Annotated in this window: 10 protein-coding genes and 3 tRNA genes; 6 read left to right on the forward strand and 7 right to left on the reverse strand. The window is 67.7% G+C overall.

Annotation, left to right across the window (positions count from 1 at the left end; genetic code table 11):
* A partial coding sequence (locus ACWEOZ_RS00005; RefSeq protein ID WP_451908535.1) for a non-reducing end alpha-L-arabinofuranosidase family hydrolase occupies window positions 1–348 on the forward strand: 348 nt, incomplete at its 5' end.
* Window positions 349–372: 24 nt separating this feature from the next.
* On the opposite strand, the gene ACWEOZ_RS00010 is transcribed toward ACWEOZ_RS00005, so the two are convergent.
* A complete protein-coding gene (locus ACWEOZ_RS00010; RefSeq protein ID WP_451908536.1) occupies window positions 373–1161 on the reverse strand; it encodes an aminoglycoside phosphotransferase family protein in 789 nt (262 codons plus the stop codon).
* 42 nt (window positions 1162–1203) lie between these two features.
* Window positions 1204–1923, reverse strand: a complete 720-nt coding sequence (locus tag ACWEOZ_RS00015; RefSeq protein WP_451908537.1) for a hypothetical protein — start codon at window positions 1921–1923, stop codon at window positions 1204–1206.
* Window positions 1924–2271: 348 nt separating this feature from the next.
* Between ACWEOZ_RS00015 and ACWEOZ_RS00020 the strand changes: the two genes are divergently transcribed.
* Complete coding sequence (locus ACWEOZ_RS00020; RefSeq protein ID WP_451908538.1) at window positions 2272–4095, forward strand: S9 family peptidase; 1824 nt, start codon at window positions 2272–2274, stop codon at window positions 4093–4095.
* A 15-nt stretch (window positions 4096–4110) separates the two neighbouring features.
* Here the strand turns inward: ACWEOZ_RS00020 and ACWEOZ_RS00025 are convergent, their stop codons facing one another.
* Together ACWEOZ_RS00025 and ACWEOZ_RS00030 are read right to left on the reverse strand one after the other, a co-directional pair.
* Window positions 4111–4251, reverse strand: coding sequence for a hypothetical protein (locus tag ACWEOZ_RS00025; protein WP_451908539.1), 141 nt, complete (start codon window positions 4249–4251; stop codon window positions 4111–4113).
* Between the two features lie 92 nt (window positions 4252–4343).
* Window positions 4344–4607: a hypothetical protein gene (locus ACWEOZ_RS00030; protein ID WP_451908540.1), complete on the reverse strand. Its 264-nt coding sequence runs from the start codon at window positions 4605–4607 to the stop codon at window positions 4344–4346.
* A 357-nt stretch (window positions 4608–4964) separates the two neighbouring features.
* On the opposite strand from ACWEOZ_RS00030, the gene ACWEOZ_RS00035 reads away from it, so the two are divergent.
* The 3 genes from ACWEOZ_RS00035 (at window position 4965) to ACWEOZ_RS00045 (ending at window position 14966) form a co-directional block, all read left to right on the forward strand.
* Entirely contained in the window at window positions 4965–7799 is a 2835-nt protein-coding gene (locus ACWEOZ_RS00035; RefSeq protein ID WP_451908541.1) for a LamG-like jellyroll fold domain-containing protein, read from the forward strand.
* Between the two features lie 288 nt (window positions 7800–8087).
* Complete coding sequence (locus tag ACWEOZ_RS00040) at window positions 8088–14417, forward strand: RHS repeat domain-containing protein (protein WP_451908542.1); 6330 nt, start codon at window positions 8088–8090, stop codon at window positions 14415–14417.
* 3 nt (window positions 14418–14420) lie between these two features.
* Entirely contained in the window at window positions 14421–14966 is a 546-nt protein-coding gene (locus ACWEOZ_RS00045; RefSeq protein ID WP_451908543.1) for a hypothetical protein, read from the forward strand.
* A gap of 669 nt (window positions 14967–15635) precedes the next feature.
* Here ACWEOZ_RS00045 and ACWEOZ_RS00050 read toward each other — a convergent pair.
* The 3 genes from ACWEOZ_RS00050 to ACWEOZ_RS00060 form a co-directional block, all read right to left on the reverse strand.
* A tRNA-Val gene (locus ACWEOZ_RS00050) sits at window positions 15636–15710 on the reverse strand.
* Window positions 15711–15724: 14 nt separating this feature from the next.
* Window positions 15725–15795, reverse strand: a tRNA-Cys gene (locus ACWEOZ_RS00055).
* Window positions 15796–15832: 37 nt separating this feature from the next.
* A tRNA-Gly gene (locus ACWEOZ_RS00060) sits at window positions 15833–15905 on the reverse strand.
* Between the two features lie 154 nt (window positions 15906–16059).
* Between ACWEOZ_RS00060 and ACWEOZ_RS00065 the strand changes: the two genes are divergently transcribed.
* Window positions 16060–17244, forward strand: coding sequence for a GNAT family N-acetyltransferase (locus ACWEOZ_RS00065; RefSeq protein ID WP_451908544.1), 1185 nt, complete (start codon window positions 16060–16062; stop codon window positions 17242–17244).
* Window positions 17245–17247: the final 3 nt, after the last annotated feature.

The following is a 17247-nucleotide window of genomic DNA, read 5'->3' on the forward strand; positions in this document are numbered from 1 at the left end:
GAGGCGGTCGAGGTCTACAAGGTCCAGGGCCAGAACCAGTACCTGATGATCGTCGAGGCGATCGGCAGCCAGGGCCGCTACTTCCGCTCGTTCACGGCCACCAGCCTGAACGGCACGTGGACCCCGCAGGCGGCCACCGAGAGCAACCCGTTCGCGGGCAAGGCCAACAGCGGCGCCACCTGGACCAACGACATCAGCCACGGTGACCTGGTCCGGACCAACCCGGACCAGACCAAGACCGTCGACCCCTGCAACCTCCAGCTGCTCTACCAGGGCAAGGACCCCAACGCCGGCGGCGACTACAACAACCTGCCGTGGCGCCCGGGCCTGCTCACCCTGCGCCGATAGGGCGGTGACCCGGCGGGCTCGGCATCACGCCGAGTCCGCCGAGGCCCGCCAGAAGCTGTCGGGCAGGGCCTCCACGTCGGTCGCGGAGCGTTCCAGGAGCTCCGCGACAGGCAGCAGCGCGATCGACGCCGGATCCCCGGCCCCGGCCATGTCGCGGATCACCCCGGCCTGCCGCCGGGCCCGCTCCGGCACCACGGCACCGAACGCGAGCCGATCGCCGTCATACCCGTACGCGTCGAGCAAGAGATGGAGCCGCCGCGACCGCTCCCGGAGATCCGGGCCGCTCAAGGCGGCGCCGTCGCGCGGCGACGCGAGCGGCACCCAGGTGAGCGCGGAGAAGGCCAGGTCCCACTCCCGCGAGGACGGGCCGGCGATGTCCCAGTCGCAGAAGCCGACCAGCCGGTCCCCGTCGACGACCGCGTTGTAGGGAGCGGCATCCTGGTGCCCGACCACGAGACCCGGACCCATCGCCCCACCGATGAACCAGCGCTCGTCCTCGGGCGCCGTGAACCCGGCAGTCAGGTCGTGCAGACCGCGCAGCCACCGGCCGACCTGGGCCAGCATCGCATCGGCCGAGGTCCAGGCGGGCCCGGGCTCCCGGTCACCGATCGTCTCGCCCGGCAGATAGGTGAGCACCTCCCGGCCCTGATCGTCGAAGCCGAGCGCGCGCGGAGCGCCGGCAAAACCGGCATCTTCCAGATGCCGCAGGACAGCATGCACGGTCGCGGTCCACGGCGAGGCCCGCTTGTGGACGAACCCGTCGATGAGTACGGCACCAGTGGTGTTACCGCCGGGCAGGGTCTCTTCGCGCATCCACCGTGTGTATCGGGCCCCGCCGAGTTTGGACAGCGAGTTTCAGTCGCCCAGCGCGAACGGCGAGTAGTAGCCGAGCATGTTCGTGGCCACCATGAACATGGCGAACAGCAGGGCGGAAACCGTGACGGCGACCGCGGAACGGCCCCGGATCCAGCCCGCGACGACGAGACCCACGCCCCACGGCACCGAGTACGCCAGGGTGGCGATCTGGTGCAGCCCGGTGATGTCGCCGGTTTCGTCGGCCGCGTTCCACAGCTGCGGCAGCAGGCCGAGCACCGCGACGCCGGTGGCGACAACCATGGGCCGGGCCGGGACGAGGCTGCGCCACCCGCCGACGGGCTCGCGCCACACCAGTCCGGCAGCCGACACGGTGGCGGCAGCCGCGACCAGCGCCGCGGCAGCCGCGTAGGTGATGTGGGTCTCGGTGAGGCTGCCCGATCCGCCGAAGTCCTTGATGGCGGACCAGGCCCGGACGGCGATCAGCCCGATGCCGACCAGCTGCGCGGCCACGACGGCGGCGAGCAGCGCCGCGGCGCGGGCCCACCGGTGATGCGCCATGACCGTCACCCCGGCGACTGCCAGCGCGAGCAGCAACGGCCAGGTGACCGCCGGGTACTCCAACCGGCGGGCCGGACCGTCGGGCGTCAGCACGTGGTCCGTGGTCGCTATCGCCCCGGCGATGGCGACGGCGCACACCAGGATGAACGCGCCACCGACGGCAGCGGTCACCGGCCGCCGCGCCTGCGTGCCGGTCGTCACGGACTCTTCGGTTCTCAGGTCGCTCACCGGTGATCAACGCGGTCACGAGCGACCGGATGTGGCCGCCGCTGCCGCGCGCCTATCGGGTGGCGGGGCTCGTGCGGTGGACGATCAGGCCGTCCAGCAACAGCGAGATCAGCCGCGAGGCCAGCCCACGCTGACGCTCGTGGCCCCCGGTCGAGAGGGATCCCGCCCAAGGCCATCAGGACATCGGCCGCCGCGATGTCGGCCCGGAACTCGCCGGCGGCGACGCCGGCGTTCAGCAGCGTTTCCACGGCGTCCGAGCGCTTCGCGGCTGTGCCGCCGCAGACCCCCGCGCCGTTCGGCTGTGAGCGTTAGTCTGCCTCGATGGCTCCCACCCCGCTCACCGCCGAGATGGTGGTCGACGGTCGTGTTCCGCGCGCGCCGGCGCTGTCGCCGGACGGCCGGTGGGTCGCCTACGTGGTCGCTCCGGTCGGACGGGCCGGCGATCACCCGGCCGGCGAGCTCTGGGTGGTGGCGGCCGACGGCACCGAATCGCCCCGGCGATTGACGTCAGGGGAGGCCAACGATGCGGCACCGCGGTGGGCCGCGGACTCGCGGCTGATCTACTTCCTGTCCGACCGGGCCGAGCGCGGCACGGCGCAGGTGTGCCGGGTCGGGTTGTTCGACGGTGTCGCGGAGACGGTCACGTCGGAGCCGGGCGGGGTGTCGGCTCACCTCCCGCTGACCGATCCGGACCTGGTCGCCGTGATCGCGGCCCCCGCTGAGGCCGGGCCCGACCGGCTGCGGCTGCTCGACGTCCGCAGCGGGCAGGTCCGGACACCTGACACGTTCGGCGATCGTCATGTCGTCGAAGTGGTCCAGCGGCCCGGCGACGGCATGCTGGCGGTGCTCACCTGGTCGACGCCCGAGGTGGACCCGGGTCTGCTCGAAGCTGGTCTGCACCTGCTCGACCCGGTCAGCGGCACGGCCCAGGATCTGGGTCCGGCCGCCGCGGCCGCGTCGTCACCGGTCTGGTGGTCCGCCGCCGACGGCCGGCACCTGGCGTACCTCGCGAAGACCCCGCCGTTGCTGGTGGGCGGGCAGGCGGTTCTCGAGGTCGCCGTACCGGTGGGCGAGCACCGCAGCGTGACCGCCGGCACCACCGTCTGCCCGATCGGTCTGGTCCAGGTGGACACCGGCCCGCCGCTGGCGTTGGTCGCCGACGGGCTCGACACCGCGATCCACCGGCTCGATCCGGCCGGCCACGGCCTCGTCGAGGTCGCCCGGATCGCGGGCCACGCGACGTCGCTGACCACGAGCCGCGACGGTGCCGCCGTTGCGGCGGTGGTCAGTACGACCTACGAGCCGGCCGACATCCACGCCGGCCCGACCGGTGGGCCACTGACCCGGCTGACCAACCTCAGGCCGGACCTGGACGACATCCGGTGGGGTGTCCAGGAACGCTTGTCATACCAGGCGTCCGACGGGCTGGACCTCGACGGTCTGCTGATCCTGCCGGCCGGTCGATCCGGGCCCTTTCCCCTGGTGACGCTGGTCCACGGCGGCCCGTACGACCGGCACGCCGACCGGCTGCAACTCGGCTGGGACCCGTCCGGCCAGTGGCTGGCCACCGCGGGATACGCGGTGTTCCTGCCGAACCCGCGCGGCGGCATGGGCCACGGCCACGACTTCGCGGTACGTGTCGCCGGGGCGGTCGGGCTGGAGGAGTGGACCGACATCTGCACCGGCATCGACCGGCTCATCGCCGACGGCGTGGCCGACCCGGACCGGCTGGGCATCGGCGGCTGGAGCCACGGCGGATTCATGGCGGCCTGGGCGGTCGGGCAGACGGACAGGTTCAAGGCCGCGGTGATGGGCGCCGGCATCAGCGACTGGGCAATGCTGGCCGCGACCGGTGAGGAAGGCCGTTTCGAGTCGGCCCTCAGCGGCTGGGAAGGGCCAGGTCCACACCGCCAGAGCCCGATCTCGTACGCCGGGCAGGTGCGCACGCCGGTGCTGATTCTGCACGGCGAGAACGACACCAACGTTCCGGTATCGCAGGCGGAGCTCTTCCACCGGGCGTTGCGCAGGTATGGGGTGGAGCACGAGTACGTCGTCTATCCCCGGGAAGGGCATGGGATCCGGGAACGTGGACACCAGCTCGATGTGCTGCGCCGTACCCGGGGGTGGTTTGATCGCTGGCTCTGATAATCCCGGCACCGACTATCCGCGGCAGGTCTTGGCATTGGCGACTGAGGCGATGCCCGTGGCGGCCTGCGCGGTCAGGCTGACCGTCGACATGGCGGCGATGGCGGCGGCGGTCAGACCGACGCCGGCCACCAACCTGTGCAGCAATAGGTCCATGCGAATTTGCCCGAAGTGAAGACAGTCGATGGCTGTTGCGCCGGCGCGTCATAGCGGTCGTCGATCCCGGGGCGCCTGCCGCTTGGGTCGGATCAGCCGCCGCGGACAAGGCGACGGAGCTTGAGGTAAATGGACAGGCCTCCGGCCGTCGTCATCACCAGGCCGATCAGAATCGCCGGGATCTGCGGCGCGGACCCGGCGGGATCGGTCACCAGCGCCAGAAGCAGAAGCAGCGTGACGATCGCGAGAAGCAGTGTGACCGGAGTCGATACAACTATGTAGACGATGGTGCCCGTGCGCTTGGCCGAGGAAAGCCGTGGCTTATCGGTCGTAGATGTGGGTTCAGGGATTGTCACGACGCGCAGCCTAGGTGACCGCGGCTGACCGCACCGCTGCCGGGACGAGGTTTGAGGTCCAGGCAGTTCCAGTGGCTCCGCCGTGCGACCGTGGTCACCATTCGTCGCGATGCGGTGACGATGGGTCTTGCGAACGATCGCCGCCGATCGATATCGTACCGGCGGCGGTGATCTTGCTGAGGAGTGCGATTCCTCGGGAGCGGCGCCGGTCTCACGGGGGATTTGATGACGCACGGCATGCGGCCGGTGGGCCGCCGTTTTGACCTGTCCAGGAGCAGTCTGGCGCGTGCGCTGACGGTCTCCACGGCCGCAATGATCACGGTGGCCTTGGGGGCTCTCGTCGTCCCGTCTTCCGCGGTGGCAGCGGTACCGGTCACCGTCGCGGCGCCGGTTCCGACCGAGGCTCATGACGAGGCCACGGCCATGCATCTCGCGTGGAAGAGCCGCCGGGAGGTTGAGATCCTCGACGAGCGGACCGAGTCGTCGGAGACGTTCGCGCAGCCGGACGGCACCCTCCGGACGAAGACGTACGCCTCGCCTGTCCGGGTGCGCCGCGGCTCGGGCTGGGTCGCCGTCAACACCGACCTGAAGGTGGCCGGCGGCGCCGTGGTGCCGGAGGCGACGACGCTGGATGTCAGGTTCTCCAACGGCGGCGACGGTCCGCTGTTGACGGTGGTGCGCGATGGGCGGTCGATGGCCTTGTCGTGGCCCGGCACCTTGCGGCCTCCGGCGTTGACCGGCGACACCGCGACGTACTCGGAAGTGCTGCCGGGTGTCGATCTGCTGCTGACCGCTCATGTTGATTCGTTCAGCGAGGTCCTGCTCGTCAAGACGCCGACCGCGGCGGAGAACACCGAACTGCGGCAGCTCCGGTTCGATCTCGCCACCCAGGGCGTCGTTGTCCGACGCGCCGCCGACGGGTTCATCCGGGCCGAGACACCGTCGGGCGAGCCGGTCTTCGTCTCCGACGGGGCTCGGATGTGGGACAAGCCGCAAACGTCGGCCACCGCGGTCTTCAAGCGGGCACTCGGTGCTGAGCCGGGCGCGGCAGTTCTCCCTCAGGATCCGGAGCCGCGTCGGGTCGAGGATCTGCCGGTGCACCTGGACAGCACCTCGCTGACGGTTGTGCCGTCGCAGCAGATGCTGACCGATCCGGCCACGGTGTATCCGGTGTCGATCGACCCCGGTTTCAACGGTGGCAAGGAGATCTGGACGCACGTCAACCGCAAGAACCCCACCAAGTCCTACTGGAGTGACACCTCGACGCGGGGCGACATGCGGGTGGGTCAGCTGTGGCACGGTTCCTCGGACGACGACTGGCGCACGATCGTTCAGTTCGACGTGACGAAGCTCAAGGGCTCCCAGATCAAGAGGGCGGCCGTGCTTGTCAACGTCCGCCACAGCGCCGACTGCTCGCCCTCGCCGTTCCAGCTGTGGCGCACCAACTGGGTCGACAAGTCGGCGTCGGTGACGTGGAACAGCACCAAGGACAAGTGGTGGAAGTCGCTGGGCCAGGTCAACGCCACCGCGAACAAGAGCGCCTGCCCGAAGGGCAACGACGAAGTCCGGTTCGCCCAGACGGCGGTCAGGGACGCCTTCCAGGATGCGACGGCGAACAGCACCATCACACTGGCATTCCGGGCCAAGAGCGAGTCCGACGATTACCAGTGGAAAAAGCTGATCCCGGATTCGGCGTACCTGGACATCTTCTACAACAACACGCCCGGTAAGCCGACCGGCCTGGCCTTCAGCCCTTGCTATGTGGCGTGCGGCAGCGGCACCGCGGTGACCTCCAGCAAGCGGCCGGCGCTGAGCATGAAGGCGACGGATCCCAACGGCGGCAAGCTGACGTACACGTACGAGGTCTACGCCGCCAACAAAACCACGCGAGTGGCCGGATCCGACAAGACCGAGACCGGTGTGGCCAGCGGCAGTCAGCGCTCGTGGACGCTCAAGTCCGACCTGAAGGACGGGCAGTACTACTGGCGCGGCAAGGCCTGCGATGCGTACCTGTGCGGTTCGTACTCTGATTGGTTCGGTTTCAAGGTCGACACCGCCAACCCGAAGAACCCGATCGTGACCAGCGCGGACTATCCACAGACCGAATGGAGAGGCGGACCGGGTGTTCCCGGCAAGTTCGTCTTCAGCCCAGGAAGCACGAGCGACGGTGTGAAGACGTACTCCTATTCACTCAACGGTGCCAAGGAAGAGAAGGTCTCGCCGCCGAGCAGTGGAGTGCTGGAGCGCACCCTGATCCCGACCAAGGATCTCACCAACACCCTGACGGTCAAGGCGATCGACACCGCAGGAAACCTGTCCGGAGTCGCCCACTACCTCTTCAAGGTCAGTCCCGTGGGCGAGTCCTGGTACTGGTCGCTCGACGAGAAGTCCGGAACAACAGCGGCCTCAGCGCCTGAGAACAACCGCCCCGCCACGGTCTCCGGTACCGGAGTGGCATGGTCGGATGTCGGTAAGAGGGGTGACTCGGCCCTGAGCTTCGCCGGCACCGGCGAACTCGCCACCTCCTCGCCGGCGTTCGACACGCGCTCGCTTTCAGGGTTCACCGTCGCCGCGTGGGTGCGCCTACCCGGGTTGCCCACCGCCGATGGCGACTCCGACGCCGATCCCGGCACCGAGCCGACTGAACCGGACCCTGGAACCGGTGACGATCCCGACGAGGAACAGACGCCACCGGATGACGAGCAGACCAACGAGCCTTCGCCGCTGCCGACCGGGAACCGCGTCGCCGTCTCCCAGGACGGGCAGAACACGTCGATGTTCGAGCTCGGCTACCGCACCGACCTGGACATCGACGGCGACAGCGTGAAGGACCGCGCCTGGTGCTTCACGGTGGCGGCCGCTGATACGGCTGGTGCCGCCACCACGGACGCGTGCACCACCAGTTACGTCGAAGCGGGCGCTTGGGTGCACCTGGTCGGCATCGTGAACCCGCTCACCAACCGCATCCAGCTGTACGTCAACGGCACACCGGCCACCGAAGGGGTCCTGGCCGAACAAACGGGCACGGCGACCTGGGAAGCGACCGGCAAGTTCGCGATCGGCCGCGGTTGGATCCTCTCGCTCGGCGAACGGTGGACCGGCGAGATCGACGAGGTGCACCTGGCTCCACGGATCTGGGAGGAGCAGGACATCTTCCAGATGTCGCGGGCCGAAGAAATTCCCGATGTCTGACCGGTCGGAGATCTTCTCGCGACCGCAACATCGACCATCGTCGGCCCCGGCCGATGCACGGGGGACTGCCGCTTCGGCGGCTGACAGGAGACTGGTGTGACGGCGAACGCTGCATCTTCGCGTGCCTTTCGGGATGTCAAGCGCAGAGGCGCACGGCTGCTACGCGTAGTGCTTGTCCTGCCGCTGGTGGCGGGCGTCGTAGGGCAGCTTCCGGCCGCTCCAGCGGCCGCGGCGGCAACAACGGCGGTCAAGCCGACCGATGTCAAAGGCATCAAGGTGACACCCGTGATGGCAAAGCCGTTGCCGGAGTACACCGCGGAGAATCGAGAGCTCACTGAAGCCGATCTGCCGCCGGATCCGGAGGACCCGGCGGATGAACAACTGGTCGACCTCAGCGGGCAGGCCGCGACGCGGGTGAAGGCAGGGGCACTTCCCGTTTCGGTCACGCCGGTGGCCAAGCTCGCTGCGTCGCAGAACGCTGCGGCACGGGAACCCGACAGCACGGTACGCAAGGTACGGGTCAGCACCCTGGGCCGCACCGCGACCGAGAAGCTGGGCGTGAAGGGCCTCGTGGTCCGAGTCGCCCGCGCTGACGGTGCGAAGCAGGCAGGCCGGGTGCGGCTGGCCGTGGACTACCGACAGGTGGCCGGTTTGTTCAGTGGTGATGCGCTGAGCCGCCTTCGACTGGTGCAGCTCTCCGACGGTCGGCCGGTGTCGTCGAGCATTGACGTGCGCAAGGCGACGGTGACAGCGACTGTGCCCCTGGCCGCGGCGGGGGCGGTGTCCTCGTTCGCGCTGGCCGCCGCGCCGGAGGGTGAGAACGGCGACTACAAGGCGACCACGCTGACGCCGGCGTCAACGTGGCAGGTGTCGCAGCAGAACGGATCGTTTGCTTGGTCGTACCCCATCAAGGCCCCGCCGCCGCCCGGCGGCATGGCGCCCGACCTGGCGCTGAGCTATTCCTCCGCCGCGATCGACGGCCGGACCTCCGGCAACAACACCCAGGGCTCGTGGATCGGAGACGGTTGGTCGCTCGAGCCCGGCTACATCGAACGCAGCTACCGTTCCTGCGCCGACGACAAGGGTGAGCAGGACGGCAAGGCGGCCAACAACAAGGACGTCTACGGCGACGACCAGTGCTGGTTCAACGACAACGCGACGATGTCGTTCAACGGCGCGTCGACCGAACTGGTCAAGGACGCGGCCACCGACAGCGGACCGGCTGACACCAACGTGCGCTATCACGGTGTGGCCGATGACGGCTCGCGGATCGAACAGCTCAAGGGTGTGGACAACGGCGACGACGACAAGACCTACTGGCGCGTCACCACCGTCGACGGCACCCAGTACTACTTCGGTCGAGGCACAACCGACGGTGGCAGTTCCTCCGGCGCCGAAACGAACTCGGCCTGGACGGTGCCGGTCTACAGCAACCACCCCGACGAGCCCGGCTACGACAAGGACTTCGCCAAGTCGAGGGTGAAACGCGCCTGGCGCTGGAACCTCGACTACGCCGTGGACCCCAACAAGAACACGATCACCTACTTCTACGGCAAGGAGACCGGCGCCTACGCCCGCGAGGGCGACCAGGACAAGCGCATCACCTACGACCGGTCCGGTTACCTCACCAAGGTCGAGTACGGCAGCCGCAGCGACGCGGGTTCCACCGTCCACCCGGTCAACCGGGTCCGGTTCGACACCGTCGACCGGTGCATCGGCACCTGCCGCACCAGCACCGACAAGCCGATCGCCAAGCGGTTCCCGGACACCCCCTGGGACCAGTACTGCGACAAGGCACCTTGTAAGACGCAGTACTCGCCGACGTTCTGGACCAACAGGCGGCTGGCGACGATCACGACAGAGGTGTACTCCGGCAGCGGGAGCGCGTACACCCCCGTCGGGACCTACCAGCTCGCGCACGCCTACCTGCAGGCCGGCGGCAACGAGAGCACCCCGATGTGGCTGAAGAGCGTCACGCACACCGGCAACGTGACCAGTGCCGGTGGCCCGGCTGTCACAGACCCGGCGGTGGTCTTCAACCCCAACGCCGACGTCATGCCGAACCGGGTGGACACCCCCAACGGTCACTCCAGCCTGTTCCGCAGCCGCCTGGAAACGATCACCACGGAATCCGGCGCGCAGATCGGCGTCACCTACTCCAAGCCCGAGTGCGACACGATCACTCTCCCCAAACCCTGGGCCAACACCAAACGCTGCTTTCCGCAGTACTACGCGGCCGAGGGCGAAGACTCCAAGATTGACTGGTTCAACAAGTACGTCGTGACCCGTGTCGACGTCTACGACGACACCGGCGGCTTCGAGCACCAGCAGACCAACTACGACTACCTCGACAGCCCGGCCTGGGCCTACGACAACTCGGAACTGATCAAGCCCAAGCGCCGTACGTGGGGCCAGTTCCGTGGTTACGGCCGCGTCCAGGTCCGTACCGGTCTCGAGTCAGAAGTTCAGTCCAAGACCGAGTACCGGTACTTCCGCGGCCTCGACGGCGATCCGCAGCCGGTCGGCGACGCTCTTCCGCCCAAGGGCACACCGCGCGACGTGCAGATCGAGGACTCCCTCGGTGGCAAGGTGAACGACCACGAGGCGTTCGCCGGCATGCTGCGCGAACAGATCGACTACAACGGCACGAGCTGGATCGCCGGCACCCTCAACACGCCGGTAGCCGAAGGCCCCATGGCCAAATCGGGTCCGTTGAAGGCCTGGAAGACGCACGTCGAAACGGTCCGCAAGCGCACCAAGCTGTCCACCGGCACCACCCGGTGGACCAAAACCGTGACCAAGGTCAACGACGACAATCTCGTCAGTGAGATCAACGACCTCGGCGACGAATCCGACACCGACGACGACCGCTGCACCCGCACCGAATACACCCGCAACGAACCGAACTGGATGCTCGACCGGGTCAAGCGCAAAGTCATCGTCGGAGTCGGCTGCGGCACCGCTAGCAAGCCGGAAAATGTGCTCAGCGACATCCGCACGTACTACGACGACGCGGACACCTACGGTGCTGCCCCGACCCGCGGCCTGCCCGTCCGTGTCGATCAGGTCGACCGTTTCGATGGCAACACGCCCGTCCTCGTCACCGCCAGCCTGACCGGATACGACGAAACCGGCCGCGCTACCAAGCAGACCGACGCCCTCAAGCACGTCACCACCACCGACTTCACCCCCGCCGTCGGAGGGCCGGTCACCCAGACGAAGGTCACCAACGCCCTCAAGCAGACCGCCACCCAGATCTTCAACCCGGCCCTGGCCGTACCGGTCAAGGTGATCGACACCAACGGCCTGGTGACGGAGTCCAGCTTCGACGGCAACGGCCGCCTGCTCAAGGTGTGGGCACCAGGCCGCGACAGCACGACGTTCAAGAACGAGCCCTCGGTCAGCTACACCTACAGCCTGAGCAAAACCGCGCCCAGCTCGGTCATCATCAAGAACCTGATGCCGTACGGCTCGAAGAACTACCGCACCACCATCTCGCTGTACGACGGAATGCTGCGCCTGCGCCAGACCCAGACACAGACCCTCGCCGGCGGCCGGACCGTCACCGACACCGTCTACAACGCCCGCGGCCTGGTCGACTGGGCCAGCAACCCCTACTACGACATCGACAACTCCGCACCGAGCACCACCCTGGTCACCCCGGTGCGCCGCCCCGAGATCCCGGCACTGACCGCCAACGTCTATGACGGCGCCGGGCGGATCACCGACGCGATCTTCAAGATCAACGGTGACGAGGCGTGGCGCACGCACACCGCCTACGCGGGGGAGAAGACAAGCGTCACCCCGCCCCACGGCGGCATCGCCACCACCTCGATCACCGACGCCCGCGGCAACCTGGCCGAGCTACGCCAGTACAAGGACCCGGCGAAGGCCGGCAACGACGACGCGGCGACCTTCGAACGCACCACCTACCGCTACACCAATCGCGACGAACTCGCCTCGGTCACCGGCCCCGGCAGCAACACCTGGAAGTACCGCTACGACCTACGCGGTCACAAGATCTACACCGAAGACCCCGACGCCGGTACGTCCACCAGCGGCTATGACGCCGCCGGACAGCTGAGCTGGACCAAGAACGCCCGAGGCAAGACGCTGTACTTCGGCTACGACGAACTCGGCCGCAAGACCGCCGAGCGTCAAGGAACAGAAGACGGCCGCCCGCTCGCGGAATGGGCCTACGACACCCTGCCGAACGGCGTCGGACGGCCGACCAGTGCAACCCGCTACGAGTACGACCAAGCCGGCAATGCGTCGGCGTACGTCACTGCCACCACCGGCTATGACACTGCGGGCCGCCCGAAGGGCACCTCGGTGACCATCCCGGCCACCGACAGCGGCCTGTGTGTTTCCGGCGAGGCCAACCCGTGCCGGTTCACCCAGACTCTCGGCTACCGGCCCAACGGCACGGTCTCGGAGGTCACCACCCCCGCCGTGGCCGGCCTGCCCGCTGAGGCCCTCACGACCCTGTTCAACCCGATCGGCCTGCCCAACGGGCTCGTCGGTAAGCAAATCTATGCCCAGGGGATCGTCTACAACCAGCTCGACCAGCTCATCGGCCAGAACCTCGGCGAGCACGGTTCCCGCGTCGGACTGACCTATGGCTACGACGATGCCACCGGCCGGCAGCTGTTCTTCAACGCCGTACCCGAACTGAAGAACGACATCTACAACCTCAGCTACCGCTACGACGACGCCGGCACGATCACCGCGATCACCGACACCCCCGACGGCAACCAGCCGGCCGATACCCAGTGTTACCAGTACGACCACCTCAGGCGGCTCACCGAAGCCTGGTCCCAAGCCGCCGCCACCTGCCCGGCAACCGTCACACCCACCGCCGTCGGAGGACCGGCCTCGTACTGGCGGTCCTACAGCTACGACGACTCCGGCAATCGCAAATCCGAGGTCACCCACCAGACGACCGACACCACCCGGACCTACAGCTACCCGGCCGCCGGAGGCGCCTCGGGCAGCAAGCCGCACGCGGTCACCTCGGTCACCGCCACCGGCGGCAGCACCGCCACGCTGCAGTACGCCTACGACGCGACCGGCAACACACAGTGCCGCCCCACCGGGGCCACGGCCAACGTCTGCGGCAGCGACGGCACGGCCGGACCCGGAAGCCAGGCACTGACCTGGAACGACTACGGCAAACTCGGCACCAGCACGGACACCACCGGCACGACCAGCTACACCTATGACGCCGACGGCGGCCGGCTCATCCGCCGGGACCCCACCGGCGCCACCCTCTACCTGCCCGGCGGCCTCGAGATCCGCAAGCCGAAAACCGGCCCGGCGGTCGGAACCCGCTACTACAGCCACGCCGGCTCCACCATCGCCGTGCGCACACCGACGTCGCTGACCTGGATGGTCAACGACCACCAGGGCACCGCGACCGCCACGGTCTCCAGCGACGCCGGCCTGACCGTCAACCGTCGGCGCACCCTTCCGTTCGGCGAGGACCGCGGCACCAAGCCCGGCGCCTGGGCCGGAGACCGCGGCTTCGTCGGGGGCACCCGCGACAACACCGGCCTGACCCACCTCGGGGCCCGCGAATACGACCCGGCGCTCGGCCGCTTCATATCCGTCGACCCGATCATGGACCTGGCGGACCCGCAGCAATGGAACCCCTACTCCTACGCCAACAACACCCCGATCAGCTTCACCGACCCGTCCGGCCTCACCCTCGGTTCCGTCGACTGCACCACCGGCGGCGGCGTGGCCTGCACCGGCAACGAAGGCAGCGGCAGCGGCAGCACCGGAGGCCCGGGCGGCACCAGCGACAACGGCGGGGGTAGCGGAACCGGCAACGGCGGAGACAACGGCGGCGGAAGCAGCGGCGGCAACAACGGCGCCGGATCACCCAGCGGCAACGTAGCGCAGGCTGTGCCGGCCGTGCAGCAGAAGGAGAAGTGCGGCTGGTTCGCACCCGTCTGCAACGGCTGGCAGCGCTCCATGGAGTGGGTCCACGAGAACCAGGACACTCTCGGCCAGATCGCCATCGACCTCGCCGAAATCGAACTCGGCCTCTTCGCCGTGGAAGGCGGTGCTGCACTGGCTCTGTCCGGCGGTGTGGCGGAGATCGGTTCCTTGGGCACTTTGTCGATCGGTGCTGTACCAGCTGTTGTCCTCGGCGTCAGCATCGCGGCCGGTGGAGGACTGGCCCTAGGGAACGGGGCCAAAAACCTGGGGCAACACATTGACGATCTCCACTGGAACAATCAAGCGACCGGCGGAGGCGGTTCGACGGGTCGGCCCCGGTTCGGTGAAATAACGCCCGAGCGGAGCCGTCACATCGATGATGGGCATTCTGAACAGAGTACGGTTCGAGATCCGAACAAAACGGTGTGGGGCGGGTCGAAGGACGACCGCAACAATCGGATCCGCGAGACGCTGGAGCAGGATCCCGACGGTGTGCCGAACACCAATGGTCGAGATGGAACCATTCACCGGGGCAGCTTCGACGACCCGGTGGGTCGTACCGGTGACAGCAGGGGCAAGTATCCTGTGTACGACACGGAGGTCGTCCTCAATCCGGATGGCTCCGTCCGTACGGCGTATCCTAAAGGCGACGATATCCCCGGCGCGGAGTGGTAGAAAATGATCGAGCTACTTGCGTTGCTACAGCCCGACGAGGCGCCGTTGGTGCACCTCCGTGAGGCCGACATCGTGGCACGGATCAAGCAATCCCCGGAGTGGCAGATTCGCGAGGAGTCGTTTTGGACCCGCGTGCAGTTCCGTGTGGGCGATCTGGAGCTCACCCGCTCCCGTGAGCCGATGCTTGATTTTGGCCTGTCATTACGAAGTAATCTGGATTTGCTTGCGCTGAGAAGCCGGGCTGAGCTCAGCTTCCAGGGTACCGGCGATCGAATTCGATTTACTTTGGTGGAAGATCGAGTCGAGATTCGTGCTAATTATGCTGAGGGCACAGCTTACTGCTCCTATGTTGACCTGCTTCGTTCCGTTCTTTCCTATATGCGCAACTCTTTGGACGTTTTGACATCAGCGGCCCCAAGCCTGCTGGAAAACACATTCATTGAGTATTTGTATCGAGAGTTTTTGGTACGGGAGATGGGCGAAAGGCAATTCAGTCGGCACAGCGAGGCAATGGCCAAGGCTCATGGCGCCGCTCAAGGGTTCTCTTGACGAGAAGCCACACGAGCTTTGAAATGTTGCCCGTCCAGCATTGTCACCGTGAGTGCTCCTTCCGGGCCCTTGCAGTTCAGTCAACTGGTTCCGGAAGGCTCGGCTCCTTGTCGACGGCAGTCCAGATCCTGCCCTCGTAAGTTCCGCGACGATGTCGTTCTGGTGGCGCGTGACCGTGACGCCAGCCACGGCGTGTCTGTCGCACCGGGAGTCTGTCGAAGAGGGCTCCACCTGCCATTGAGCGAGCCGGGCGCCGGCGGGGATACCGACACGGTGACGCGCCGGGTGTTGGGCATCGCTGGACGGCCGCACTGGCGGTGCCTACCGGGATGACCCGGAGCCGGTCGCCGGTTCCGACCAAGAACGCTTGGGCGGCTGGAGAACCGATGGTGGAGCGCACTGCCTGAAGGGACCTGCTCTGGCATGGGTTGGCGGATCATGTCCAGCCGCACACGACGGGGAGGGGCGGCGTGGTTCGTAACAGACGTCGATCGCGCTGGCTGTGCCTGGACTCATGAGATCTGTCGCACAGGTATGCCGTTCGTGAAACGGCGCGAGCTTGGACGGTGGGTTGATCTTGTGCTCTCGTTTCGCTCTCACCATGAGCGTCACAACGGAAGCGGCTCGCTCCCAGTAATGTGGTCGCGAGCCGTAGATCTGCACAAACTGTGGTGGGCGATACTGGGATCGAACCAGTGACCTCTTCCGTGTCAAGGAAGCGCGCTCCCGCTGCGCCAATCGCCCTCGTTCAGATGCCGAGGTGGAGACGGGATTTGAACCCGTGTACACGGCTTTGCAGGCCGTTGCCTCGCCTCTCGGCCACTCCACCGAGCTGGCCCCGCACGTAACCTGTGGCGGCCTCTCCGAGCGGACGACGGGATTCGAACCCGCGACCCTCACCTTGGCAAGGTGATGCGCTACCAGCTGCGCTACGTCCGCTTGTCTCTCCGGTGCGTTCCCCGGCGACGGATGAAACATTAGCGGGTCCCCGGCCGCCTTGCCAAACCGGGGTCCCCCGGCGCGTCGCCCGTGCGTCATCCACAGGTAAGGAAACCGGGGAGCGCGGCCACCCCGTACCCGCTTGGATGGGCTCATGCAGATCCGACAGGTCACCGCCGACGAGCGCACCGACACCATGTTCCCCCTGCAGACGTATGCCTTCATGCCCTCACCCTGGGCCGACGGCGACCGGGAGACCTACGCCCGCCGCATGCAGTACTTCCGGACCGCCGTGAGCCTCGTCGCCGAGGAGGACGGGCGGGCGCTCGCCGGCGTCGGTGCCTTCCCGATGCGGCAGAACGTGCGCGGCACCCTGCACGACATGGCCGGTGTCGCCTCGGTCGCGACCCATCCGTCGGCCCGGCGCCGAGGGTTCGTCCGGGCGCTTCTGGGCCGCCTGCTCCAGCAGATGCGCGACCAGGGCTGCACGGTCAGCGCTCTCTACCCCTTCCGTCCGTCCTTCTACGGCCGCTACGGCTTCGTCGGTCTGCCCCGCGTGCGCACGGTCACTTTCGCCCCTGAGGGCCTCTCGCACCTCCTGAAAGCCGATCTGCCGGGCGAGGTGGAGCGCCTGCCCATGCGAGACGCCTTCGACGACTACACCGCCCTCACGCTGCGTCTGCTGGAGGAACGGCACGGGTTCTCGGTGTTCGACGAGGTGCGCACCGCTGAGTTCCGGGACACCCCGCGCTGGGTCGCGATCGCCCGGGTCGAGGGCGAGGTGGTGGGGGCGGTGACCTACCGCATCGACCGGTTCGGCGGTGAGCTGCTGGCCGACGATCTGCTGACCACCGGTTCGCTGGGCCGGTCACTCCTCCTGCAGTACTTCGCCCGGCACGTCGACCAGGTCGCGCGGGTGATCCTGAAGGTCGGCACGGATGAGGTGCCGGATCTGTGGGGGACCGATTTCCCGGTGCTCACCCAGGGCCGGGTCGAGCATCCCAGCCAGAACGGACCGATGGCCCGCCTGTTGTCGATGGAGGCGCTCACCGGCACCGCTACGACCGCCGAGCAGGCCATCACGGTCGAGGTGGTCGACGACGACTTCATCGCGGGCCGCTACCAGCTGGCCGGCGAGAGCGGGCAGCTCACCGTGGAGCCGAGCAAGAACGAGCCGCAGGCGACGGTCACCTGCGCGGGCATCTCAGCGCTCGCGTACGGCGTGCTCGATCCGATAGAGGTCGTGACCAGGGGCTTCGGGCAGGTTGACGCGTCGGCGGTCGAGCCTTTGGCGGCGCTGTTCCCGAAGCGGATGCCGTACCTGTTCGCCGACTTCTGAGCC

The organism is Actinoplanes sp. NPDC004185 (assembly GCF_053603475.1).